General features: G+C 59.2%; 21 protein-coding genes. 16 read left to right on the top strand and 5 right to left on the bottom strand.

Features of this window, described 5'->3' with window-relative positions; translation table 11 throughout:
- The first annotated feature begins 67 nt into the window (after nt 1-67).
- The 6 genes from J3A64_RS18760 to J3A64_RS18735 all read left to right on the top strand — a co-directional run bounded on the left by J3A64_RS18760 (nt 68) and on the right by J3A64_RS18735 (nt 6,281).
- The gene (locus J3A64_RS18760; protein ID WP_014923279.1) at nt 68-502 is read left to right on the top strand and encodes a DoxX family protein; all 435 of its coding nucleotides are present in this window, start codon (nt 68-70) and stop codon (nt 500-502) included.
- 206 nt (nt 503-708) lie between these two features.
- Entirely contained in the window at nt 709-1,041 is a 333-nt protein-coding gene (locus J3A64_RS18755) for a PEP-utilizing enzyme (RefSeq protein WP_051025041.1), read from the top strand.
- The gene (locus J3A64_RS18750; protein ID WP_011776697.1) at nt 1,038-1,601 is read left to right on the top strand and encodes a hypothetical protein; all 564 of its coding nucleotides are present in this window, start codon (nt 1,038-1,040) and stop codon (nt 1,599-1,601) included. Before J3A64_RS18755 ends, J3A64_RS18750 begins: the two co-directional genes overlap by 4 nt.
- Before the next feature lie 47 nt (nt 1,602-1,648).
- Complete coding sequence (locus J3A64_RS18745) at nt 1,649-2,623, top strand: acyl-CoA thioesterase (protein WP_011776698.1); 975 nt, start codon at nt 1,649-1,651, stop codon at nt 2,621-2,623.
- A 418-nt stretch (nt 2,624-3,041) separates the two neighbouring features.
- Entirely contained in the window at nt 3,042-5,618 is a 2,577-nt protein-coding gene (locus J3A64_RS18740; RefSeq protein WP_210065329.1) for a LuxR C-terminal-related transcriptional regulator, read from the top strand.
- Between the two features lie 168 nt (nt 5,619-5,786).
- Nucleotides 5,787-6,281 carry a response regulator transcription factor gene (locus J3A64_RS18735; protein WP_210065327.1) on the top strand — a complete coding sequence of 165 codons (495 nt, stop codon included), beginning with the start codon at nt 5,787-5,789 and terminating at the stop codon, nt 6,279-6,281.
- A 5-nt stretch (nt 6,282-6,286) separates the two neighbouring features.
- On the opposite strand, the gene J3A64_RS18730 is transcribed toward J3A64_RS18735, so the two are convergent.
- The 5 genes from J3A64_RS18730 to J3A64_RS18710 all read right to left on the bottom strand — a co-directional run bounded on the left by J3A64_RS18730 (nt 6,287) and on the right by J3A64_RS18710 (nt 11,962).
- Nucleotides 6,287-7,666, bottom strand: a complete 1,380-nt coding sequence (locus J3A64_RS18730; RefSeq protein ID WP_210065326.1) for a UDP-glucose/GDP-mannose dehydrogenase family protein — start codon at nt 7,664-7,666, stop codon at nt 6,287-6,289.
- 70 nt (nt 7,667-7,736) lie between these two features.
- Nucleotides 7,737-8,657: a nucleotidyltransferase family protein gene (locus J3A64_RS18725; protein WP_210065324.1), complete on the bottom strand. Its 921-nt coding sequence runs from the start codon at nt 8,655-8,657 to the stop codon at nt 7,737-7,739.
- 33 nt (nt 8,658-8,690) lie between these two features.
- Entirely contained in the window at nt 8,691-9,656 is a 966-nt protein-coding gene (locus J3A64_RS18720) for a GDP-L-fucose synthase (protein ID WP_210065323.1), read from the bottom strand.
- Nucleotides 9,653-10,690, bottom strand: coding sequence for a GDP-mannose 4,6-dehydratase (gene gmd, locus J3A64_RS18715; protein ID WP_210065321.1), 1,038 nt, complete (start codon nt 10,688-10,690; stop codon nt 9,653-9,655). The genes J3A64_RS18720 and gmd overlap by 4 nt, the downstream gene beginning before the upstream one ends.
- Before the next feature lie 45 nt (nt 10,691-10,735).
- Entirely contained in the window at nt 10,736-11,962 is a 1,227-nt protein-coding gene (locus tag J3A64_RS18710) for a glycosyltransferase family 4 protein (RefSeq protein ID WP_210065319.1), read from the bottom strand.
- 1,328 nt (nt 11,963-13,290) lie between these two features.
- Between J3A64_RS18710 and J3A64_RS18705 the strand changes: the two genes are divergently transcribed.
- From J3A64_RS18705 to J3A64_RS18660, 10 genes are all read left to right on the top strand, one after another.
- On the top strand, nt 13,291-13,725 hold the full coding sequence (locus J3A64_RS18705; protein WP_307807210.1) for a DapH/DapD/GlmU-related protein: 435 nt from the start codon (nt 13,291-13,293) through the stop codon (nt 13,723-13,725).
- Nucleotides 13,722-15,056, top strand: coding sequence for a hypothetical protein (locus J3A64_RS18700; RefSeq protein ID WP_210065316.1), 1,335 nt, complete (start codon nt 13,722-13,724; stop codon nt 15,054-15,056). The genes J3A64_RS18705 and J3A64_RS18700 overlap by 4 nt, the downstream gene beginning before the upstream one ends.
- A gap of 8 nt (nt 15,057-15,064) precedes the next feature.
- Nucleotides 15,065-16,417, top strand: coding sequence for a lipopolysaccharide biosynthesis protein (locus J3A64_RS18695; RefSeq protein ID WP_286176397.1), 1,353 nt, complete (start codon nt 15,065-15,067; stop codon nt 16,415-16,417).
- Between the two features lie 136 nt (nt 16,418-16,553).
- Nucleotides 16,554-17,297 (top strand): hypothetical protein, encoded by a 744-nt coding sequence (locus tag J3A64_RS18690; protein WP_210065312.1) that lies wholly within the window; start codon nt 16,554-16,556, stop codon nt 17,295-17,297.
- Between the two features lie 32 nt (nt 17,298-17,329).
- A complete protein-coding gene (locus tag J3A64_RS18685) occupies nt 17,330-18,577 on the top strand; it encodes a glycosyltransferase family 4 protein (protein WP_210065310.1) in 1,248 nt (415 codons plus the stop codon).
- The gene (locus J3A64_RS18680) at nt 18,567-19,664 is read left to right on the top strand and encodes a glycosyltransferase family 4 protein (RefSeq protein WP_210065308.1); all 1,098 of its coding nucleotides are present in this window, start codon (nt 18,567-18,569) and stop codon (nt 19,662-19,664) included. The genes J3A64_RS18685 and J3A64_RS18680 overlap by 11 nt, the downstream gene beginning before the upstream one ends.
- The gene (locus J3A64_RS18675; protein ID WP_210065306.1) at nt 19,661-20,236 is read left to right on the top strand and encodes a glycosyltransferase; all 576 of its coding nucleotides are present in this window, start codon (nt 19,661-19,663) and stop codon (nt 20,234-20,236) included. Before J3A64_RS18680 ends, J3A64_RS18675 begins: the two co-directional genes overlap by 4 nt.
- The gene (locus tag J3A64_RS18670) at nt 20,233-20,844 is read left to right on the top strand and encodes a glycosyltransferase (protein ID WP_210065304.1); all 612 of its coding nucleotides are present in this window, start codon (nt 20,233-20,235) and stop codon (nt 20,842-20,844) included. Before J3A64_RS18675 ends, J3A64_RS18670 begins: the two co-directional genes overlap by 4 nt.
- A gap of 229 nt (nt 20,845-21,073) precedes the next feature.
- A complete protein-coding gene (locus J3A64_RS18665; RefSeq protein ID WP_210065301.1) occupies nt 21,074-21,346 on the top strand; it encodes a PqqD family protein in 273 nt (90 codons plus the stop codon).
- A gap of 155 nt (nt 21,347-21,501) precedes the next feature.
- Complete coding sequence (locus J3A64_RS18660; RefSeq protein ID WP_210065299.1) at nt 21,502-23,076, top strand: polysaccharide biosynthesis tyrosine autokinase; 1,575 nt, start codon at nt 21,502-21,504, stop codon at nt 23,074-23,076.
- The last annotated feature ends 78 nt before the right edge of the window (nt 23,077-23,154 follow it).

The raw sequence follows: 23,154 nt of genomic DNA, 5'->3' as shown, positions 1-23,154 counted from the left end.
TGAGGCTTTGGTCATAAAAAGCCATGATTAGTTGACACTTCAACTTAATTTCGGAAGGGTTGAAGACATGAACAAGTCCAGCTTGACCACCACAGCCCTGACCATCCTGCGTGTTATCGCAGGATTTCTCTTCGCCGCGCACGGTTGGCAGAAGTTCAACGAATTCACCATCGCCGGCACGCAAGCCTCTTTCACGCAGATGGGAGTGCCCGGCGCTTCCGCTGTGGCCCCGATCGTCGCCACGCTCGAGCTTGTGGGTGGCATCGCCCTGATCATCGGCCTTCTGACCCGCGTCTTTGCTGCCCTTTTGGCCGTCAACATGCTCGGCGCGCTCTTCCTGGTGCACGCCCCAGCCGGCGTATTCGTCGGTAATGGCGGGTACGAGCTTGTGCTGCTGTTTGCAGGCGCCGCATTGGCTCTCGCACTGGCCGGCGCGGGCAGGATCTCCGCCGACGCCGCACTGTTCGGCCGTCAAAGCTCCAAGCTGCGCGTCCTCGCGTAACCCCCACCCCCGGACGCTCTCTCAGATAACACGCCCTTCAGCCCGAATCTCTCTCACTCTCTTCAGGAAAGTGAGAGAGCATCCGGCTTTAAGGGCCAGGATGTGAGAGAGCGATCCAGGTCATGGCGCCGTTCCAGCGGGCGCTGTCAGGCAGATGTTGGTGCCGGGGCCGTGCTTCTGCAGCTTTCGGTGGTACAAATAGCCTGATGATGACCCTCCTCACCGGCGTCGGCGCCAGCACTGGTACAGCCCGAGGCACTGCCCGGCTCATCCACGGCCCCGACGAATTCACGCGCTTCCAGTCCGGCGACGTACTGGTTTGCCGCACTACCGACCCCGCGTGGACGCCCCTCTTCGGCATGGCATCAGCGGTGGTCACGGAGACCGGAGGAATGTTGTCGCACGCTGCGATCGTCGCACGCGAGTTCGGGATCCCGGCCGTGCTGGGTATTCGTGATGCGCTGAACCTGCTCGCTGACGGGGAAACGTTGGCCGTTGATGGATCACTGGGAACCGTCACCCTGATGGATACCAAATGACGCTCCTCACTTTGCATGCCGTCCGCCTGCTTGGTTTCGCAGATACCCCAACGGTTGCGGCCCGCTTCTCGCAAGACCCCGGTTTGGTGGAGTCCCAACTCATCGACGCCGGTGTGAACGGCTTGGTTTCGCACAGCACCTTCGCGGGGACCAGCGGTTGGTCCCTGTCGAGCCTCGGGAGGGCTGAGAACCAGAGATTACTGGCCGAAGAACTGGACCGCACCGGTGCGCGCATCGCAGTCTTGGCCGTTCATGAGGACTTCGCGGACATCAACACCGGAGTTGTGGCTGCCTGCAGCGCCATCCAGCTGCAGACATCGCCCAGTGAAGACGCCATGGATGTCCTGATAGGCGCCTTGGCGTCGTGGCGTCCACTCGAAGCGCAGCTGACCGGTTTGCTGCCTCGCTTCGGCGGCTACTCCGAGCGCCTGCTGCTCGCGCTGAAGCACGCGGTCCAGGACACGGCATGGCTCACCGCCACCGATCGCGATTCCTTCCATCGGGCATGGTTCGAACTTCATGAGGACCTCATTGCGACCCTCGGCATCCAGCGCCAGTAGCCAGTCTTAGTCACGTAACAGAAACCTGCCGCCAGTAAACTGCCACCATGAGCGATGATGCCGCCAACTCAGTGACCCTCCGCTTCCTGGCGGCTCCCATGGACATCGGACACAGCGGGTCCGTCGACGCCGGGACAGTCCTTGAGTGGGTGGACAAAGCAGCGTATGCCGCGGCGGTTGGTTGGGCCAAGGCGTATTGCGTCACGGCGTACGTGGGAAACATCCACTTCACAGACCCCGTGAACAGCGGCGACATGGTGGAAGTGACCTCCACCATCGTCTACACCGGCCGGTCCTCCATGCACATCCACACAGTGGTCAGTTCCCGCGATCCCAAAGGCGGGCCGGAAACAATGCACAGCCAGTGCATGGTGATCTTCGTGGCCGTCGGACCCGACGGGAAGCCGATTCCTGTCCCCCAGTTTGAGCCGTCCACACCCGAGGAAATAGAGCAGCGCGACCATGCGCTGGCTCGCATCGAGGTCCGCGAGCAGATCGTCAACGCGATGAACGCCCAGGAATATACCGACGCCGGAACAGCCGAGCGCGTCGTCCTGCGGTTTATGGCGTCCCCCACTGATGTGAACTGGGGCGGCAAGGTCCACGGCGGCATCGTGATGAAGTGGATCGACGAAGCCGCATACGTATGCGCCTCCCGATACTGCGGCAAAGACACTGTGGCCGTGTTCTCCGGGGGTGTCCGCTTCTACCGGCCCCTGCTGATAGGCCACGTCGTGGAGGTAGAAGCGCGGCTCGTGTACACCGGTGCCAAGGGCATGCATATCGCGGTCCACGTGCGCTCCGGTGATCCTAAAACCCGCGAAATGAACCTGACCACGTATTGCCTCACGGTGATGGTGGCGCGCGACGAAACAGGGACGGCAGTCCCCATCCCGCCCTGGGTACCCGTGTCTGACGAGGACAGGAAGTTGCATGCCCATGCCCGCGAACTCCTGGAAATCCGCGGCCGGGCACCAGGAAACCGGCTGCCGGATCATCTGAAGAAGCTCGCCGAGAGTTAGTGCGGGCTCCTACGTCTACTTAAGTGCCTCAGCAGCTTCAACAAGCTGCTGAGGCATCGTCATTTTCCGCGCCGTCTTCCCGGCGTTCGCCGTGTCGTTCCGGCGTTGGTCGTGCTCCAAACGCGTGCCGGCTTCCACGGCAGGCCTTCCCGGGCTTCCCCGCGCCTCCCGTGACCGACAACGGCGACTCCAGCGACCCCACATTCGTTATCAGTCCGGATGTGCTGGCCCCTCACAGAAGGAATCTCGGCGATTCCACGACACGAATCCAGCCATCGCGACACTTGAGGGTTGAGTGATTACGGCAAAAGAGGCGGAGGTGTTTCGGGGCTCGGACGAACCAGGCAGATCGAACAGCACAAAGGCTTTTTGGCACCGCCAAGTGGTCGAACAGCCTTTTCCATAAGGGGTCAGCAGTTTGCATAAGCAGAAGATAAATATCGTCCTGGACTACGTCTCCAAGGGTCTGGGCGTGAGAATCGTCGGCGCACCCGGTAGCGGCCGAACCAGTCTCCTCAAGAGCGTCGTTGCGAAACTGGAAGAAGACGGGGCCACGGTCTACACCATGTTCGCTGCACCAGCTCTTGCGGCAGTGCCTTTTGCAGGCGTTCTCTCTCTGGGCTTGGATCTTCGTTCCAGGACAATCGGAATCCTCGGCATCGTGGACCTCCTTTCGGTCCAGATGGCCAGGTCCGGGGTGCATCTGATTGCCATCGACGATCTGGAGAACCTGGATCGGGAGTCATTGGCAGTGGTTGATGTCCTGCGGAGAAGGAACAATGTTCCGCTGATCACCACCATGAACGATCGGCCGTTCCAGTCCAGAACTTCCGGCTACTTGGGGAGCATTCCCGAAGCAACTGTCTCCCTGCCGCCACTCGAATACGAACAAACCAGCAAACTCATTTTGAACACCCTTGGTCACCCCGCCGAAGTGGACGTGGTAGCGCGTGTTCTGAGTAAGTCCGGCGGCAATCTACGGTTGGCAGTCCGGATCATCCAAACATCGGTCCTCAGTGAACGCTTGATTCTCAAGAACGGCCGATGGTGTCTGAACGGCACAAAGTTGATGAACGAACACCTTCACGGCACAGTGGAAGCCCTGCTTCAGGGGTTGCGGCCGGAAGAAGTCCGGGCACTCAACAAGATGTCACTTCTTGGACCCAGCCCGGTTGACCGCTTGGTGGCAGAAGTAGGCGAGGACGTCCTCGATAACCTTGAATACAACGGTTTGCTTTCGGTAATAGAAGGCCCGGACGAGACCCTCCTTGCGGCTGTCTTTCCACCAATAGTGGACGACTACCTTCGCGCCCACACGCTCAGCTCCAGGAGAATACTCCAGAGCGCAGTATCAGATCATGTCGCTGCAGAAGCGGGCGATCATCCTGCGCCAGCGCCCACAGATGACATGTTGTCTGCCTCGGTATCCGTGCTTCGCACGGAAATGGGCAGCAACCACGCGGCTGCCACCCGGTACTTCCAGCAGCGGCGCGACTCCTTTGAAGAAAACCGCTACCAAATATGGGTACGCGATCGCAGCCTGTCCAGTGCTGTCGCGGTACTTAGTGTCTATTGGGGGGCGCCCGCCAACCCTCACCGAATCCAAGAGGTTCTCCGGCGAACTGACACTGAAAGTGGTGAATCAGAAGACCTCTTCTTCTTCACCATGTCCCTGGCTTGGTGGCAGTTCTCACACGAAAAAGACTTGGCCGGCGCAATTGCAACAATGCAGGCTCTATCCTCCAAAGAACCACGCCTACTGCACGAAGCCAAAGCGTTCGCAGCATTCCTGACCGCAAACCATAGCGGCATGCCCAGCGACCATCATGTTTTCGCCGATGCCACGGGCCTTGGGCTGCAGGGCGGCATCATCCCCACCATGATGGGGATGCTGGAGCTATACCGGCTCAACCCCCAAGGAGCATTAAGCGCACTTGACTCAGCAAACGAGGCCTGCAGTTTTCCTAACTTCGAGTCTTTCATTCGCGGAATGGCAATGCTCTCGAGTGGCCGTGAAGAGGAGGCGCTGGTCATGGCACTCGACTGCCGGGAAAAGGCCTTACAGGACTTCGATCAGTTTGCTTTCGTAAGTCAGAGTTACATAGCAGCCCTCGCCCTCCTTCACCATGGTTTGTTCGATGAAGCCGAATATCTCATGGGTCGCGCCTTTTCATTGGGTAAACCGGGATTTCTTGTGGATTCGTTGCACGTGGCCATGCTGCGTCTTTCATCCCTGCGAAACGCTGTTCCGGCAACCTCCCATGGAGTGGCAGCGGGGTCTCAGGGCCGCGACATTGGACCGTTCCCTGGTTTAGGAACCGGGTTGCACGACCTCGCTGCCAGCCGTCCCGCCAGCGCCAAAGCCTTTGACGAAAGAGCCAGCCGAATCATCGAGAAGTCGCTGGCGCGCGGTTTTACTTTCGAAGCGATGCATACGGGGCTTTTCGCTCTGGGGCTCCTCCCGGGCCCCCGTGTCCGGAGGCTTCTCCAGAAGATCCTGGAGGACCGCGGGATCACGGTCCACGATCAGCTCCTCACCATTGCCGGCGCAGCCATAGAGATGGACCTTCCCCGCCTACGGCATTTGCTTGACACCTATGTGCTGGATGGAGACACGTTCCAAGTCGCGATGGTTCTTCGCGGAGCGGAGCAGCGGTGCCAGCTCAGCGGCGAGCCTGCTGCTGCGAGCGAGATGAGAAGGGCAGCCAAGGAGTTCACCGCCCGCTTCCGCATGGTGGGGACATTGTTCAATTTCAGATCAGAGCCTCCCGGCTCTTCCTTGACCATGAGGGAGATAGAGGTTGCCCTCGTCGCCGGGCAGCAAAGCAACCATGACATCGCCGAGCACTTCGGCATCAGCATCCGGACTGTGGAGAGCCACATATCCAACGCACTGCGGAAAACCGATACAACCACTCGAAAACAACTTGCTGATCTCATTCGAGCTGCGCCGAAGCCCCTAACGTCAGGCGCCACGGAGCAAGCCACTTCGTAGGGCCGCTTACACCAGATACCGGAGTGCCGGGCCGATGTTTGCACACCGCCAGTCCTGAACAGTTGCTCCCCAAGACAGAAAGTCACAGAGTTGCCCCAAATACTAGTCCTCAGCCGGCATCGGCAATTCACTGCGCTTATCCAATGGGCTACAAAGTCGCTGCCCACCGTGACCCCAGGTCAGGTGGCCGTGGTGGACGGGACGTTGCCAGAGCTTGAAGAGAACGTAGTTGACCTGGTCCGTGATAGCTATAAAGTGCTTGTCTACGGCGGGGTTCTCCACAGCTCCCGCGTCCTGCGCCTGATGGATCTCGGCGTGCGAGGCTATGTACCTGAAACAGCCACCCTTCCCGTTCTGCTATCCGCGATCAGGAACATTGCCGCGGACAGAACACACTTGCCGTTCGATCCTGCTTCCGGTCGAGATTACGTCCCCCTCACCACTGCTGAGGAAGTAGCGGCCAATGCCTATTTCCTGGATGACGAGGAACTGCCTCGGATTGAAGTGGCGAGCCGCCTGGGCATTGCTGACTCGACTCTACGGAACCAGCTGGCGTCGGTCCGCCGCAAGCTCGGAATTCCCCCACAGGCCAGTCGTACAGCGGTGAGCCGACGGTACCGCGCTACCGTGAGGCACGCGGCACCGTCGAGGCAATCGGTGTAGCCGCCCTAAGCGGAAGGGCCGGAACTCAACTGAAGTTGCTCCCTGTGCGGCCCCTCGGTCACCTGAGTTGCAGAGTAGCGCCGGCCGATCGAGCCAAGGGACCATCCTGAGTCTTCCCACACGCGGGCCTCCAGTATGTTCCGCCCATCGATGATCTTCCGTGTTCCCGTTTGCGCTGCAAGACCTTCCGGCGTCAGGGTTTTGAACTCATCCCACTCGGTGAGAAGAAGAATAAGGTCTGCATTCTTTACGGCATCCCCCATGGATGTCACGTAGTGATGTTGTGGCGATCGTCTGGAGGCGTTAACGTTGCCAGCCGGGTCGTAGACCGTTACCTCGGCCCCTTCGTCAAACAGCTTGTTGGCGATGTCGAGCGCCGGTGAGTCACGGACGTCGTCACTGTTGGGCTTGAACGTAACACCAAGAATGGCGATCCTGCTTTGCGAAAGTGAACCAAGCATCACGCGGGCCAAGTCGACGGCGCGCTCTCGACGCCTCAGATTGATCTGGTCCATCTCGTCGAGGAATCGCATGCTGCGATCCAAGCCAAGCTCAGCCGCGCGTGCCTGGAGGGCCCGGATGTCCTTGGGCAGACACCCACCACCGAACCCGATGCCCGCATTCAGGAAGCGGCGTCCAATTCGCACATCGAGGCCGATGGCATCCGCCAGCGTGCGGATGTCTCCCCCAACGGCCTCCGTTACCTCTGAGAAGGCGTTGATGAACGAGATTTTTGTGGCAAGGAAGGCATTTGCGGCGACCTTGACCAGTTCCGCGGTCTCGAAGTCCGTAGTAATCAGGGGCACGCCATCTGCGAGTGCCGTCGCATAGACCTTTCGCAGGATTGCCTCGTCCTCAGGCGACTCCACACCAACAACCAGACGGTCGGGAGTCAAGGTGTCCACTACGGCGAACCCTTCCCTAAGGAACTCAGGGTTCCAAGCAAGGTTCACTGAGACGCCGGGCCGTTTGTTGTCACGAACAAGGGTTTTCAGACGCCTGGTGGTTCCCACCGGAACCGTCGACTTCCCGACAATGAGGGAATCCTTGGTGATGTTGCGGGCCAAAGAAATGGTGGCTGCATCTACAAACGACATATCGGCAGCACCTTCTCCGGCCCGCTGGGGAGTTCCCACGCCGATGAAGTGCACATCCCCCCAAGCTCCAACTTCTTGGTAAGAGGTGGTGAAGCGAAGGCGACCGCTCTTCACATGCTTTCGAAGGAGTTCGGGCAGGCCGGGCTCGTGGAACGGCAGCAGTCCTTCTGAGAGCGATGCAACCCTCACAGGGTCTATATCTAGTCCCAGCACCTCAAAGCCGAGTTCGGCCATGCAGGCGGCGTGGGTGGCACCTAAATAACCGGTGCCGATGACTGTAATACGCATGAGTCCTCGCTTTTCGGAGTGACAACGATGATCAGAACTGTGAAGGCCGCTAAGGACCGGACGTGTCCGTCTATTTGTGGATGCGGGCACGGATTTCTCGTACTTCCTTCAGGGTTTGGACGCTTTCGGTCAAACTCCGCCATAGTCGACGGAACCTGAACGAGGTTTGCTGCCAGTGGTTCGTGTCGCGAAGTTCCAGGTCATGCCAACTGATCGACTCCCTCGAGGGAACCAAGGCTTGCCACAGCGCTGCCGGCTTCCTGGACCATGGGATCTCGATGAGATGGAAGAGGCGGAGCGTGGCGGACCTTTGCGCCGTCGTCCGCAGAACCCAATCAAGGGGCGGCTCACCGAGATCAAGTGACCGCGTCTCCGGCAACATCGCAAACACCGGCCCCAATGGGCCTAACGCCCCCAGCTCGAACGCCCTGTCATAGTGCTCCCGCGGGGATGCCGTTATCTCCCGAAGGCAGAATGAGACATCTTCATGGAGGACACCCTTGGCCGGACTTCGCAATGCATGCAAGAGCGTGACGAGAAGGCCGTCGTTGCGCGAAAGAGTCCATGCGGTGCGGCCGCCGAGCTCGATGCTTTGCCTGGCTGACCATAGGCGTTCGAAGACCTCGGACTCATCCTCGTAAAATCCCGGAAACCTCCAGTGAACGTCGATGTCGGAGGGCCACCCAGGGTTGATAAGAGTCGTCGAGTGATCCGGGAACGCTTCCGAGACTTCACGGATTCTCGCCTCCCACCCCCGTAGCTCAAGTGCATCCAGCAGAGTGTTCAAGTCCGAGCGCTGGAGGAGGACGTCAAGGTCGAGCGATGGTCGTTCGGGACGGGCACCGACGAGGGTCGCCGCTGGACCTTTGATGAGCAGGACCCGGATGTTGCACTCCGCCGCGACATGGGAGATCAGCGCAGCAGATAGTGGGATCGATTCGTTGATCCTGAAAACTTCACCCGCGGATGTTGCCTGAACCGGCGAGCTCATGGCCGCCAGGAGAAAGTGAAGCGGCGCCACACGCTAGTCCCTGACGCCGTTCCGGTTGTCCTCGAACCAGGCGTACGTGGACTCGATCCCTTCCTTCAAGGAAATGCGGGCGGTCCATCCGAGAGACTCAAGCTTTCGCACATCCATGAGCTTGCGGGGTGTACCATCAGGTTTTGTCGCGTCCCACTCGATTGCACCCTTATAGCCGACGGTGGCGGCAACCAGACCAGCGAGCTCTTTGATGGTCATGTCCTCACCCACGCCAACGTTCACGTGTTCCGGGCCATCGTAGTTTTCCAACAGATGCAGGCAAGCATCTGCCAAGTCGTCCACGTGAAGGAATTCGCGGCGGGGTGCACCCGTTCCCCAGTTGGTTACCGAGGCTTCCTCCCGAATCCGGGCTTCATCAAAGCGGCGGATGAGGGCCGGCAAAACATGGGAGCCTTGTGCCGAGAAGTTATCGCCGGGGCCATACAGGTTGGTCGGCATAGCTGAAATCCAAGGTAAGCCGTACTGCTGGCGGACGGCTTGCACCTGCATGATTCCCGAGATTTTGGCAATTGCGTAGGCCTCGTTAGTCTCCTCCAACGGCCCTGTTAGAAGGTACTCCTCCTTGAGGGGCTGGGGTGCCAGCTTGGGGTAGATGCAGGATGAGCCCAAGAACAGCAGCCGTTCCACGCCATATTTTTGGGCTGCATCCATGACATTGACTTGGATTTGAACATTGTCGCTAAGGAAATCCACCGGGTACGTCTTGTTCGCAAGGATGCCACCAACCTTGGCTGCAGCCAGCGCCACGTACCGAGGCCTCTCCCTTTCGAAGAAGGCGAACACAGCGGCGCGGTTCCTGAGATCCAGTTCCTTGGATGTTCGGCCCACCATCTTCGTAAAACCTTCCGCCGTGAGTTTCCGCCAAAGGGCGGAACCCACCAAACCGCCATGCCCTGCAACATAGAACGGGGAAGATCGATCAAGCCGTCCGGGGGTGAAGGCCGTCATCGAGCAAGAACCTTCCAAGTCTGCAGATCAACGGTGTCGATCCAAGGGTTCCCCCCATGCTGCAAGGCTTTGATATCAGCATCCACCATGAGGCGAGCCAGTTCCGGTGTCTTGACCGTCGGTTCCCAGTCCAGCTTTTCCTTGGCCTTCGAATAATCACCGATGAGTGCTTCAACCTCCGTCGGCCGAAGGTAACGCTCGTCAAAACGGACGTAGTTTTCCCAATTCAAACCGACGTGTTCAAACGCGTTCTCAAGAAAATCCTTGACGGTGTAACCCTCGTTTGTTGCCAGAACATAATCATCAGGCTCATCCACCTGAAGCATGCGCCACATACCCTCGACGTACTCAGCCGCGTAACCCCAGTCGCGGACGGCCTGCAGGTTACCCATGTACAGCTCTGACTGCTTTCCAGCCTTTATGGCCGCGACAGCACGCGTGATTTTGCGAGTCACGAACGTCTCGCCACGGCGGGGCGATTCGTGGTTGAAAAGGATGCCGTTGACGGCAAACATGCCGTAGGCCTCCCGATAGTTCTTGGTCATCCAGTAGCTGTAGACCTTGGCCGCCCCATACGGAGAACGGGGATAGAAAGGAGTTGCCTCATCCTGTGGCGGCGGGGTAGCGCCGAACATCTCGGACGAGGATGCTTGGTAGAAGCGGGTTTCAATACCGGCCATGCGCACAGCTTCCAGAAGCCGGGTAGTGCCAATTCCAGTCGTGTTGCCGGTGTGCTCCGGTTCGTCAAAGGAAACCCTGACGTGCGACTGGGCCCCCAGGTTATAGACTTCGTCCGGGCGGATTTCAGCCAACAAGGTCACCAGCCGGGCGCCGTCGGAAAGGTCCCCATAGTGGAGGAAAAGGCGCGCTTCGCTGTTATGCGGGTCCACGTAGAGGTGATCGATGCGGGACGTATTAAAGGTCGAGGAGCGACGGATCAGACCGTGAACCTCATAGCCTTTTGAGAGCAAAAGTTCGGCGAGGTACGAGCCGTCCTGCCCCGTGATTCCTGTGATTAGCGCTTTCTTGGCCAAAGTTTCTTCCTTCTTGTCGTACAGATAAATGTGGCAAATCTCGTATCAGCGCGATTGCTTCCGTGACGCCAGACCGCCCAACCAGTCGAGGTAGCTCTCGACTGCCACCTCTTCGGTAAGAACTCGCTCGCTGTACTGCTGGCCGGCTACTCCGAAGTCCTTGGCAGAATCAGGGTCCTCGCGGAGACGCTCAATGGCGGCCACCAGGTCCACTGGCGATCCGGAGTCTGCACGGATCCCGGCCCCTGCTGCAGACAATTCGTGTGCTGTCGCACTGTCTTCCTCCGTGGCGGCAATGATCGGAAGACCTGTCACGAAGTAACTTGTCAGCTTGCTCGGCACCGACATTTCTCTTACACCTGGACGCTCGTTGACGAGCAGAACATCGGCCGATCGGAGCGCCTCTGAGTAGTCTCGGTCCGGAAGCGGCTCCAGGAACTGCAGCCTGTCGATACCCGCCCCCTTGGATTCGAGGATGCGCCGCTGGTTGCCATTGCCCAGCAGGACGACACGAACATCGCTTCCGCTACGCCCTGCCAGGTGCGCGGTATCAATCAGGTTCTCCAGCCCCTGTTTGACCCCCATATTGCCCGCATGGAGCGCAACGAAATCAGTGGGGGCCCAGCCAAGCCGTTTGCGAGCCGCCGATCTGTCGAAAGAGTGGTGGTGTTGAACGTGGGTCCAATTTCGAATCACACGGACACGGTGTGCGGGCACCCCGAGGTCATTGACAACGTGGTCGCGGAAACGTTCGTGAATCACGCTTACTCCGTCCGCGGCACTTAGGATCGCGGATTCCATGCGCTTCATGACTGAAGCTAGCGGGGAACGTGCATGGCCCGTTTCCTCGATTCCTTTGCTGTACAGATCCTGAACCCAGATTCCTACCGGGATGCCGAAAATACGTGCTCGCAGAATGGTGAACGCCGCCGAGAACAGGGCGGGACTAACAACGAGAACCACATCGGGCCGCTCCCAACGCTCAAGCATTGCGCGGACCCCGAAGGTGATTTCCATGATGAAACGACCGAGTCCGTTGGGCCGTCGTGGGACCGTCGAGCGTAGTCGTTTGACGGGCACGCCGCCAAGACTCTCCTCCATGGAAAAGCCCTTGTAGCCGTCCGCGATCTTCCATTCCGGATAGTGGGGGTATCCGGTCAGAACTTTGACAACGACCCCGCGGCCCGCCAGCCCTTGCGAGAGTTTGCTCGTGTACGGAGCGTTTCCGCTGGGTTCCGGGGCATAATTCAGGCCAACAATCAGTGCTTTCATGCGTCGTCACCGATCAGACGGAAGCTCACTGCCCGTGCGCACTTTTGGTTCGGCAAATAGTTAAACGTCACGGATCTATTCGTCACAGGGGGACCACTGGCCATCGGCCAAGCAGCAACGGCCCAAACAGGGTGACAACGTGTCCCAAGACGATGCCCGCAATCAGTGCGATCCGTCGTCCCTTTTCGTTAACCCTGAGATGAGGTTCATCCGCAATTTCTCGTCCAGTGTGATGAACCAAGCTTTGAGCCACCTGTTGGTGTTCCAAGGCATGGGCATGGCCTGTACGTGATGGTGAACATGCCAGCGCCCTCGTCGTGGTCTCCATTTGTCCTCAGCATTCTGTCATTCGGGTACCAGTCGATTGTGGTTGGGGCTTACACCCCCTAGGGCCGAAAGGCTGCGCTTCCTAAGTGGTGGGGGCGGCAGAAGGACGGTCAGAATGGGACGGCTGTCATTGCGAGCCGAGGAACTCCGAGACCGCTTCTGCCCAGAGAGCGAAACCGGTCACCGCGCCTGATCGAAGCAGGTCAAAACGTTCGAAGGAAACTGCCCGCTTTGCGCCGTCGTCGCCCGCCAACGGTTTCCAAAGGCATCCGACAAGCGGGCGACTCTGCTTTGTCGGCGGCTCCGCTGAGCCTCGTCCGAAATTCCCTCTTATTCCCGTTCCTCCGTGGAGGTTCACCCGGTATTACGTGTGACAGCCGAGGCCATCTGCGTATGGGGGCAAAGAAAAGACGGCGAAGTCCGGCCCAAGGCGCTGATTAGGGAGGCGCTGCTGATCGTGCGCAATGCGTCAGCGGGCGCCAGTTGAAGCGCCCCAAAGGCATCCTTTTCCTGATACGCAGGTGGTCCAAGCATCCATACGTAATACCGGGTGGACCTCCACGGAGGATCCGTAAAACAACAGTCCTTCGGTCTGCCCTCCGTGAGAAGTGCTGAGCAGCTTCCCTGTTCGAAGGGAGTGCTCGTGGAGGCGCCGGATGCCGCCGCGAATTGTCATTCTTTGTTAGCACAGCGGCTGGTCTCACCACTGAGAAAGCGGGACCTTTCGGATCTAGGGGGTGTGAGCCCCAACCACAATCGAGAGGTATCCGAATGACAGAATGCTGAGGACAAATGAACACCACGATGCGGGCGCTGGCATGTTCAGCATCAATTGCGGGCCTCGTCTATGCCCTGGAACACCACCTAGGATGAGTCGGCTGGATCTTGCTGGGTTTACTGGCGCCGGCTACGACAAAGGACGAGGACTACTCTGGCAAGCCGCCTGGTTCACCGCTCAGAATCTGGTTTTCCGCGCCTGGTGGTGCCCATCATCACTGCGTGTGCGCATTCTCAGGGCCTTTGGTGCATCCATCGGTCAAGGCGTAAAGATCCGCCATGGAGTCAATATTCATTGGCCGTGGAAGCTAACCCTGGGTGACAACGTGTGGATCGGCGTCGATGCTTGGATCCTTAATCTTGAGCCGGTCACCATAGGTTCCGATTGCTGCATCTCGCAAGGCGTCCTTCTTTGCACGGGTAGCCACTCATTCGACTCCCCCACTTTCGAGTTCGATAACGCGCCAATTGTGATTGGTGACGGTAGTTGGATTGGTGCTCGCGCAACGGTGCTGCGGGGCGTGAACGTCGGCGATGCTTGCCTGGTGGGAGCTTCGGCTTTAGTGGTTAAGGACGTACCACCTGGGGCGCGTCTCCTGGCGTCCATAGGAACCAGCAGGCCTGCGCAGACGGCCAAGGCAGGCGGGGAGCCGCTTTGAGCACGCTGATCATCTGGATAGGACTCAGCCTGGTCGTCAGCGTCGTCTTTGTTCGCCGCATGCATGTGGTTTTGGCTGCCGTCATCGTGGTGAGAATCTTGGTTCCCGGTGTGGTTCAGAACGAAATCATGCCCGGGCTTCATCCGTCGACATACCTGTTTCTCTGCTTTGTCCTCGTTCAGCTGGCATTTGCTCCAAGCATCTTCGGTCGGGTGATCCGTTCTGCCGGCGTTTGGCCTCAAGCAATTCTTGGTGGGATCGCAGCAGTCATGATGACCGACGTCGGAAACCCGGGCAGCGCAGGATTGTTGGATACAACCATGTTCGTCCTTGGCATCGTGTGGGCGCCATATTACGTCTTTGTGTTTATGCGATATTCACTTCGCTCAATACCGGGAGCAGGAAGAGTTTTCCTGGTGACATTTACGCTTCTGGCACTCGTGGAAGCAGCGCTATCGCAATTGCAAGTGGCTACGGGCCGGACCATCGTGTGGGAAAGCGATTTTTCGAAAATCACCTATTTGACCGGCAAGCTATCCGAGCTTGGTTCCGCCATTGGCACCTTTGGGCACGGCATCCAAGTTGGTGTCTTTTTTGCCGCCACCATACCCCTTCTTTCCCTGATCAGATCAATGCTCCTGCGCTTCACGCTGGCGGCAGTCCTCCTGGTGACTGTGCCGCTTGCCTATGGCCGCATGGGCCTCATTCTCACCGTCATCGGGTTCGTCTTCCTTGTCATCAGTGGAGGCCGCAAGGTACTTCGAACCGTTCTTTTTGCCATGGTCGTATCCATAGCACTTTTGGCCAGTATCCAAGGAATAGCCGGTGAGAAACTCCTACAAAAGTTCGAAGACGACAACGGCTCCGCGGCTCTGAGAGTGGCCGCCTTCGACTGGTTTTGGGAACACACAGGAGAGTTCCTCGTCGGTGGCTATCCGGGAAGTCGGGACCTCAAGGGAGAAGGCACCTTGGGTTCCAGCCTGGAGAACGGCAACTTCATGATGGCTCTCATGTTTGGAATTCTTGTTGTAGCAGCGTTCTTCATCTTCATGGTTTACCTCCTTCTTAGCCAGATAGACATCAAGGAAAGGGAAAGCTGGCCGGCAGTCGCTGCTGCTGTCCTCATCCTCGTCTCGATTAACGGCTACAGCTCCGTGGGTGCGAACTCCATAGACATTCATCTCTTTTGGTTTGTACTCGCCATGGCGAGCTATCGTTCCTCCCGCCGCAATCCTCATGTGAAGGGCGATCCCCCCGGGGACTTATCGGCTCGTCATGTGTCCCCGAGCGGTTCACCTACCTTTCCTGCACGGCGGGTACTCACTAGGTGAGAGCTCGGATGAGCCCTAAGACGGGCACGAACGTTGATCAAAAGCCAAGCCACGGCAGCCAAATCTTCTATGCAGTGGCAGGCACGGCAGTGACTCCTCTCATTTCATTGGCAACGGCTCCCATCCTGGCCCAAACCCTCGGTGTTGAAGGACGCGGAACTCTTGCTGCCGGCATGGCTCCAATGCTCTTCGCCGTCGCTGTCGGAGCGCTGGGCATGCCGGAGGCACTGACGTTTTATGTTGCACGGCAGGCAAGAGGCGCCCGCAGGGCAGTACGGCGGGCGTTTGGCATCTTGACGTTGCTGGGCGCCGTCGCAGCGGTAGTCGTAGTGCTGAGTGCCCCGATCCTCTCTGATGGCAATACCGAAGTCGAGCAGCTCATCATGCTGACGGCGATACTGACTATTCCCACGTTCTGGGCTTCCATTCCGAACAGCGTCCTAGCCGGTACGCATGCTTGGAAGCGATCAGCTCTGATGGATTTCGCTCTCTCCGCATTGCGGCTGATTCTCTTGTCCGCCTTGGCCATGTCTGGTCTTCTGGTCCCCTTGACAGCAACAGTTGTCATGCTGGGGATTCCCTTGCTGAAGGGACTCCTCAGTGTGCCGTACCTCATCGAATACCGGCGGGGATCCTGGAATGCCACCGCGAAGAGAGTCCGTCTGTTCAGTTACGGGAGTCGGCTTTGGGTCGGCTCGTTGGCCGGCGTTGTGCTTTTGCGGCTCGACCAACTGTTGATGATTCCACTTGCGGGCCCGGCGCAGTTGGGCCTCTATGCCGTTGCGGTCAGTTTGGGCGAGATCCCCGCTGTGCTCGCCGGGGCGGTGCGCAACGTCGTGTTTTCCTCGGACGCGGGAAGCTCCCACGATCGCGAGGACACGAGCCGTCTCCAACAGACGGCACGTCTAACATCAGCGGCGGCAGGCTTGACGAGTATCGGCATCGGTATCCTCCTCCCGTGGGCAATCCCGGTGCTTTTCGGGGCAACGTTTGGCAGCGCGGTCGCCGTCACCTGGGTAATCCTTGCGGGGGTCACCCTAGGTACCCCCGGCTCAGTAGCAGGCGCTGGACTGAGCGCCCGCGGACGCCCGGGCCTCCGGAGCTGGGGAATGGTCATCGGGGCGGTAGCAAACACAGTCATCCTCATCATCACGGTACCCGTGCTGGGTGCAATGGGAGCCGCCTTGTCCACCCTCGCGGGAAACGTTGTTGCCGGGACCATGAATGTCGTATGGCTGCGTACCCACTTCGGGATGGGGATCCGAGGCTTCTATGGGCTTAGATCCCAGGACTTTCAGCTGGTCCTTAAAACGCTAGTAAAAATGACAGGAAAGAAGAACGTAAATGCCGTTTCCAACTAGTCCCGGGCGTCACCTCGCTCTGGACAGTGCGCTCCCCAGAGTGCCTCGCCTGGTATACAAAACAACGCTTATCGCCGGCCTACGCCTCCGGAATCGCTTCTCCCGGCGAGCATTGACAGGACCTGCGGGAGTCGCCGTGAGCATGACCTCATATGGGCGCCGATTGGGAATCGTCGCCCATGCTCTGGAATCCATTGCGGCCGGCTCGGTGCTTCCGTCCCGAATGATCCTTTGGGTGGACGAGCCGGACTTCGACGTATCCGCGTATCCCATGCTCAAGCGTCTGGAACGCCGCGGATTGGAAATCCTGCGTTGCGAGGACCTAGGACCGCACAAGAAGTACTTCCCGTATTGCCGCGATTTCGCTGACCATGGCCTGTCGCTCGCTCTTGCCGACGATGACGTGATGTACCCGCGCCGTTGGCTTGAAGGCCTCATCAGCGCCGCCGGACAGGAACAAATCCCAAGCTACCGGGCGCACAGAATCACCACCGATCCCACCTCCGGCGGCATAACGCCCTACAACACATGGCAACCGGCACCGGTGGATTCAGCCAGCCACGCGAACTTCGTGACCGGGGTGGCAGGGATGCTCCTGCCACCCGGATTTCAAAGGGTGCTGAGGGACTCCGGGACTTCATTCCTGAAGCTGGCCCCTCGCGCGGACGATATCTGGCTGAATGCTTTGGCGATCCGCAGCGGTTTCCGACGGCGGGTGGTTGACGCTGCCGGGCAACATCTCACGATATACCCCCGATCACAGGAGCAGGCCCTGCACAACGAGAACGTGACCGAAGGCAGGAACGACACCCAATTGGCTGCGGTCTTTGGACCTGCTGACATCTCCGCCGTCGCCACCGACGTCACCAACACGCCATGATGGGAACCACGCCAAGCGCACCTTCCGGTCCCATGAAAACCGTCCTAGTACACCCCTTCGGGAACGAGAACGTCCGCCAAACCCTGACCGCGCTCAGCGAACACCGCCTATTGTCGGCTTTTATCACCGCGATCGGCTGGACAGAGCCTGAGGCGTTGTCCTGGCTCCCGCCCGCAAGGTCACTGGTTGAGCGACGGCTGTTTCCCATGATCGAAAACCACCACCTGCACGTCACACCCACGAGTGAACTGGTCCGCAATCTTCTCCTGCGTGCGCAGCCGGCAGCTTTAAGACGACTTGGCTCAGCATCGGGTCCGCTCTCCGCGCACTGGGTTGCCGAGCAAGTGGAGACCAAGGCGATAAAGACCCTCGATCGACTGGGTCAACCTGAAGCCGTCTACGGATACTCAACCTTCGCCTCACGAGTGTTCATTGCGGCCAGAGAACGCAACATGGAGAACATCTTGGAGGTTCCCCATGTGCACTGGGCTACCACCAGGCACTGGGCCGAGCAACTGGCAGGCTTGGCACCCGGATGGGCAATCACGGCGCGCCAGGACCTCACCCGTAGCAAAGTCCATGGCATGGAAGACCTTGAGCTTGCCTTGGCAACCCGGTTGATCTCGCCATCGGCGCAGGTCACGGAGAGCCTGCGGGCGGCAGGCGTAAAGGGCCACATCAAGGAAATTCCCTACGGCTGCCCTCAGGTTAGCCCCGGGCAGGCCCCTTTGACATGGGATGGCAACGGGCCGCTCAAGGTCTTGTTCGTGGGCCGCATTGTTGGAATGAAGGGGATCGCGGACGTGGTGTCCGCGGCAAAGGCCCTCTCTTCCGCCGTGCGCGTTACGGCCATTGGCCAATTGCCTGGCGAGACTTTCCCCGCCCTTGAGGACATGCTCGGAGCGGTGGATTACCGCGGGACCATGCCGAGGAGCGAAATTCTCGTGGAAATGCGAAAGCACCATGTGCTGTTGCTACCAAGCATTGTTGAAGGACGTTCCCTCGCGGCTTTGGAGGGACTGAGCCAGGGCCTACCCGCGGTGGTCACGGCCGGAAGCGGCGTTGACGACCTTGTGGCCCAAGGTGCCGGAGCCGTAGTGGATCGGTTTGCGCCAGACCAGATCGCTGCCGAACTCCAACGATTCCTGGATGAGCCTGGACTTGTTGAAGAGCGGAGTGCCAAAGCGTTGGAAATCGCCTCAGCATCGGGCTGGGGGCCTTTTCGCGAAGGAATTGCGCAATTCCTTCGCGAAATGGGGAGTGGTGTTCGTGGCCAATAGCCCTAAAGCACTGCAACAGCGGCTGAGAATCGCTTTGGTGGCGCACGTGTTCTATCCGAGCGTCGGCGGAGTGGAGATTACCTCTGACATTCTTGCGCGTGGATTCATGAGGCATGGTGCTGAAGTAACAGTCATCACCAACACAGCAGAGCCCGATGACACCCGGACTTTCCCCTACGAAGTCGTCAGGCGGCCGTCCCCACGCCACCTTTTCACCTTGATGAACAGTGCGGACGTCGTCTTTCACAACAACCCGGCTATCTCGCTTTGGTGGCCCCTGGCGTTGATGCGTAAGCCCTGGATGGTCACCCTGAGGATGTGGGTCACCATGCCCGGGCAGACACTGTCCCGCCTCCAGCGGGTCAAGTATGCCGCTAAGTACCGAATAATCAGGCGGGCTGATGTCATTGTGGCAAACAGCAAGGTTCTTGCGAGTCATGTTGAAGGTGACGTTGAGGTCATTCCCAACAGCTACCGGGATGAATTCTTCTCGGTTCTCGACGGCGAGGTTCGGGACCCGTTGGGAATCGTCTATCTAGGCCGTCTCAGTCAAGACAAAGGCGTTGACCTGCTCATCGAAGCAGCAGCGGATCTGGTCGGAGACATCGACGGCGTCTCACTCACCATCGTGGGTGATGGAACTGAACGTGAGCACCTAGAAAAGCTCGCCGAATTGAGCGGCTTGGGCAACGCGGTGAAGTTCCTGGGTTCCCAAGGCCCGGAGGAGTCCAACCGGGTTCTGAACCGGAACTCCATCGTCGTTATCCCCAGCCGGATGCCCGAGCCTTTCGGAACCGTGGCCCTTGAGGCTGCAGCTGCGGGGTGCGTTGTGGTCTACGCAAATCATGGCGGGCTTCCTGATGCGGCGGGCGAGCAAGCAGTGGGCTTCACGCCACTCGATTCGACGTCGTTGGAGGGCCACCTCCGTGCACTGCTGAGCAACCCAGAGGACGTCGCGGCACGGCGAAGAGGCGCATTAGCCCATGCGGAGAGGCATAAAGAAGACGTCATGGTGGACCGCTACTACGCGGCGATTGAGCGCACGCTAACGGAGTCCGGTCGTGCAGGAACTAGAGGAATTCAATGAGAATCATCCAGGTAGTTACGTTGGTCAGTCCGGACGGAGCCTACGGCGGGCCCGTCCGGGTCGCGCAAAACCAAGCCACGGAACTTTCAAAGCGCGGACATCATGTCCAAATATTCGCTGGTTCACGCGGAACTGTGGATCCGTCGTACTTCGGTCCAGGTGTGCAGACCCGACTTTTCAAGGCCCGCCGCATCATCCCCGGTACTGGGTTTGCGGGCCTTTCCGCACCGGCAATGTTGCCGTCGCTGTGGCAAGCGCTGGACGACGCAGATGTTGTTCACCTGCATCTTGCCCGCGACTTAGTGATGCTTCCGGCCGCCCTCCTTTGCGTGATTAGACGCAAACCTTTCGTGGTCCAAACGCACGGGATGATCGACGAATCCGATAAGAAGCTTGCGAAGATCCTGGACAGGCTGGTAACACTCAGGGTGCTGCGAGCCAGTAAGCGTTGCTTTTGGCTGACGCCAGAGGAGCAGACATCTCTGGGAGGGCTTCTGGGCGATAGCCACGGAACGCTCGAACGGCTCGTCAATGGAGTCCCACCGGCAGACGTGACAGTGGGTAGGATATGACGTCCTTCGAATTCCTGTATTTGGCACGGCTACACCGACGAAAACGGCCCACCATCCTTGTGGAAGCCGCCGCTCTGCTCGCCCAGACAATCGATAAGCCCATAAAGGTGGCTTTCGTCGGGCCGGACGAAGGCGAGGAGTCTGAAGTTCGCCGGCAGATTCGAGCCTCGGGATCGTCTAAGTGGATTCGGGTTGAGGGGCCGCTGGAGCCCGGCAGCACTCTTCAACGGATGAGAAGGGCGTCCGTGTACGTATTGCCGTCAGTTGACGAACCGTTCCCCATGAGCGTCCTTGAAGCGATGTCCGTCGGCGTCCCGGTAATCGTGACCGACAGTTGCGGGCTTGCTCCGTTCATTGCGGAGTCCGGAGCGGGGATCGTTTGCGACTCAAGTGTCGAGGGCCTTTCCGCGGCCTTGCGCCGTTTTATTGAAGAACCAGGCCTACTAGCCTCCACGTCGGCAGCCGCCGTCGGACTGGCGAGGGAAAAATTCTCCATGGACGGTGTCACCAAGCAGCTCGAGGACGTCTATCGAAGCCTGAGCAGCTACACCGCCGGGCGGCCTTCCTCCAGGGAGCATTCGGTCGAGGGACCTGGGGATTCCCCATAGATACTGACAATGCCGAGGACAACTACGGAGAGCCATCTGACCAAGGACACGGAACTGGCATTGATCAGCTGCCCTCAAAGCAGCCCCTGTCAAAGAGTTCTCTGTGCTCCCTGTCCGGATTGACTACAAGCGCGGGCCAGGGAGCGGTTGAAGCGCGTCCCCGGGTGAGCCCCGGATTCCAAGGAACAGGTGCAACGAAGTGAATCAGTTCTGGCACAGGGCTAACGCCGTGGCTGAAGTCCCGACGTTCGGCGAAGAGCGCTTGGCCATCTTGAATCTGGAACGAGGCTCGCCCCTCGTCCTTCTGGGGTCGGCTGCTGCGATCTGGGAACTCATCGATGGAACACGTACCGAAACCGACATTCTCAAGGAGTTGACCAGCGTCTACTTGGGAGCGAATGCACATGCCATGGCAGAGCAGGTTCGGAACTTCCTGTCCGAACTTTCCGCCCATGGCCTTGCCGAGGGCAGTGACAATCCCATCGGCGACCCTCCGCGGTAATGACAGGCGATATCCAGGTACGGAGCCTCGCCGCCTTCGAGGCTCTCAGTGCTCCGTGCCATTACCGAGACTGAAAGTGTACGTCTTGGAATAGTACGCACCTGGCATGCATGGAGAGGACCACACAATTGCTGCAGGACGATAAACCTCAAGGGATGTCAGGCAATGACCTCCTTTCCGTAGTCCGCTCACATTGGCTCGGGATCCTGCTCATCACGGTGTTGATGGTAGGAGGCTCGTTGGGGTGGTATGTCCTTCAGCCCAAGGTCTACGCAGCTGAATCAAGCGGCATAGTGGTCACAGCGGGGGCCGAAAACCTCGGCATGTCCCTTGCAGGTGACAGCCTCGCCAAGTCCAAAGCCAAGGGCTACCAGTCCGTTGGAGAGTCCATTTTGGTTGCTGAAAGCGTCATCAAGACCTTGGCGTTGCAGCAGTCGGCCTCTGACATCACAAGATCAATCAGCGTGAGTGTTCCTCTCGATTCAGTTGAGATCCGGATCACCGCACGATCATCTGATCCCCAGACCGCCCAGAATGTAGCTGATGCGTGGGTCGCTGCATTGGCGGCGCAGGTCTACGAACTGGACAAAGAAAATGCGAGTCCCGGGACAGAGCCTGTCACCAAGATCGTCCCGTTGGCCAAGGCCACCCTGCCTTCGGCCCCAATTTCGCCGCTTCTTACAGCCACCCTGGGAATTGGACTGGCTGCAGGGTTGCTCATTGGCCTGGGCTACGCCCTCGCCCGAAACCACTTCGACCGCAGGATTCGCGCTTCCGGCGAAATCGAGCGGCTCTTCGGCCTGGCCGTTGTGGGTACCTTGCCGCTGGACAAACGGCTCAGTCAAAAATCGAGCGTACTCGAAAACACGTCGGGAATTCACCGCGTTCCTGGCGGCCATGCCATGGCGGAAGCGCTGAGGGAACTGCGCACCAATTTGACCTTCATTGATGTGGACAACCCTCCCCGCATCCTGCTGATTACCAGTTCCCTGCCTTCCGAGGGCAAGAGCACAGTGACCAGCAATCTTGCTGCGACCATCGCCGCCGCCGGCAATGACGTCATTGTTATCGATGCAGACCTTCGCCGCCCCACGGTTCATCAAGTTTTCGGTGTTCTGCCGGACGTTGGTGTGACGGATGTTCTCTCAGGCCGGGCGTCCATCGATGACGTACTTCAGGAGTGGGGTCCCAATCCGCGCCTCCGGATCCTCACTGCGGGTCGTATACCCCCGAATCCGTCCGAGCTACTTGGTTCGCGGGCCATGGAACACCTGCTCAAGGATCTGTCCCAACGGGCCATCGTTCTCATCGACGCGCCGCCGCTGCTCCCTGTCACAGACGCAGCCGTACTTTCCCGCGTCGCAGACGGCACGCTTGTGGTTGCCAGGGCGCGCAAGACAACCCGGGACACCCTGTACAGGGCACTCGGCAACCTCACGCGTGTTCGCGGACGCGTGCTGGGGGTCATTCTCAACTGCGTGGCTACCAATGGACCAGGCGATCTCAACTACGGCTACTACGGAGCATATGGGAGCGCCGAAGACCCTCAGGACCACCAACCCCCGGTGCCAGGTAACGCCGCGACATCAGCTTCGCGCAGGACTCTGGACACTTACGCAGTGAATCCCGTGCCCGACAGTCGTGAGGCTTCAACATTCCTGGACTCCGTCAGCAAATGGCGTGCTCCCCAGGACGGCTCCAGAGGCCGGCGTTCGGCCCCTCCCAGCTAGTCCTACTGCCCCAAGGGGGTCGGTTGAGGCCGTGTGAGGACAAGACGTGAGATCCGTCGTGATGCAAGGCCTTCAGGT

It is taken from the genome of Pseudarthrobacter sp. PvP004 (assembly GCF_017876035.1).
GTDB classification, from domain to species: Bacteria; Actinomycetota; Actinomycetes; order Actinomycetales; family Micrococcaceae; genus Arthrobacter; species Arthrobacter aurescens_A.
Note: the sequence above shows the minus strand (reverse complement) of the source record. Positions and strands in the feature narration are given on the sequence as shown.

Excerpts from the sequence above, each read along its gene's own strand:
- J3A64_RS18760 (WP_014923279.1), top strand. The coding sequence starts at position 68 with ATGAACAAGTCCAGCTTGACCACCACAGCCCTGACCATCCTGCGTGTT.
- J3A64_RS18755 (WP_051025041.1), top strand. The coding sequence starts at position 709 with ATGATGACCCTCCTCACCGGCGTCGGCGCCAGCACTGGTACAGCCCGA.
- J3A64_RS18750 (WP_011776697.1), top strand. The coding sequence starts at position 1,038 with ATGACGCTCCTCACTTTGCATGCCGTCCGCCTGCTTGGTTTCGCAGAT.
- J3A64_RS18745 (WP_011776698.1), top strand. The coding sequence starts at position 1,649 with ATGAGCGATGATGCCGCCAACTCAGTGACCCTCCGCTTCCTGGCGGCT.
- J3A64_RS18730 (WP_210065326.1), bottom strand. The coding sequence starts at position 7,666 with ATGCGTATTACAGTCATCGGCACCGGTTATTTAGGTGCCACCCACGCC.
- J3A64_RS18725 (WP_210065324.1), bottom strand. The coding sequence starts at position 8,657 with ATGAGCTCGCCGGTTCAGGCAACATCCGCGGGTGAAGTTTTCAGGATC.
- J3A64_RS18720 (WP_210065323.1), bottom strand. The coding sequence starts at position 9,656 with ATGACGGCCTTCACCCCCGGACGGCTTGATCGATCTTCCCCGTTCTAT.
- J3A64_RS18710 (WP_210065319.1), bottom strand. The coding sequence starts at position 11,962 with ATGAAAGCACTGATTGTTGGCCTGAATTATGCCCCGGAACCCAGCGGA.
- J3A64_RS18695 (WP_286176397.1), top strand. The coding sequence starts at position 15,065 with ATGAGCCCTAAGACGGGCACGAACGTTGATCAAAAGCCAAGCCACGGC.
- J3A64_RS18685 (WP_210065310.1), top strand. The coding sequence starts at position 17,330 with ATGAAAACCGTCCTAGTACACCCCTTCGGGAACGAGAACGTCCGCCAA.
- J3A64_RS18675 (WP_210065306.1), top strand. The coding sequence starts at position 19,661 with ATGAGAATCATCCAGGTAGTTACGTTGGTCAGTCCGGACGGAGCCTAC.
- J3A64_RS18670 (WP_210065304.1), top strand. The coding sequence starts at position 20,233 with ATGACGTCCTTCGAATTCCTGTATTTGGCACGGCTACACCGACGAAAA.
- J3A64_RS18660 (WP_210065299.1), top strand. The coding sequence starts at position 21,502 with ATGTCAGGCAATGACCTCCTTTCCGTAGTCCGCTCACATTGGCTCGGG.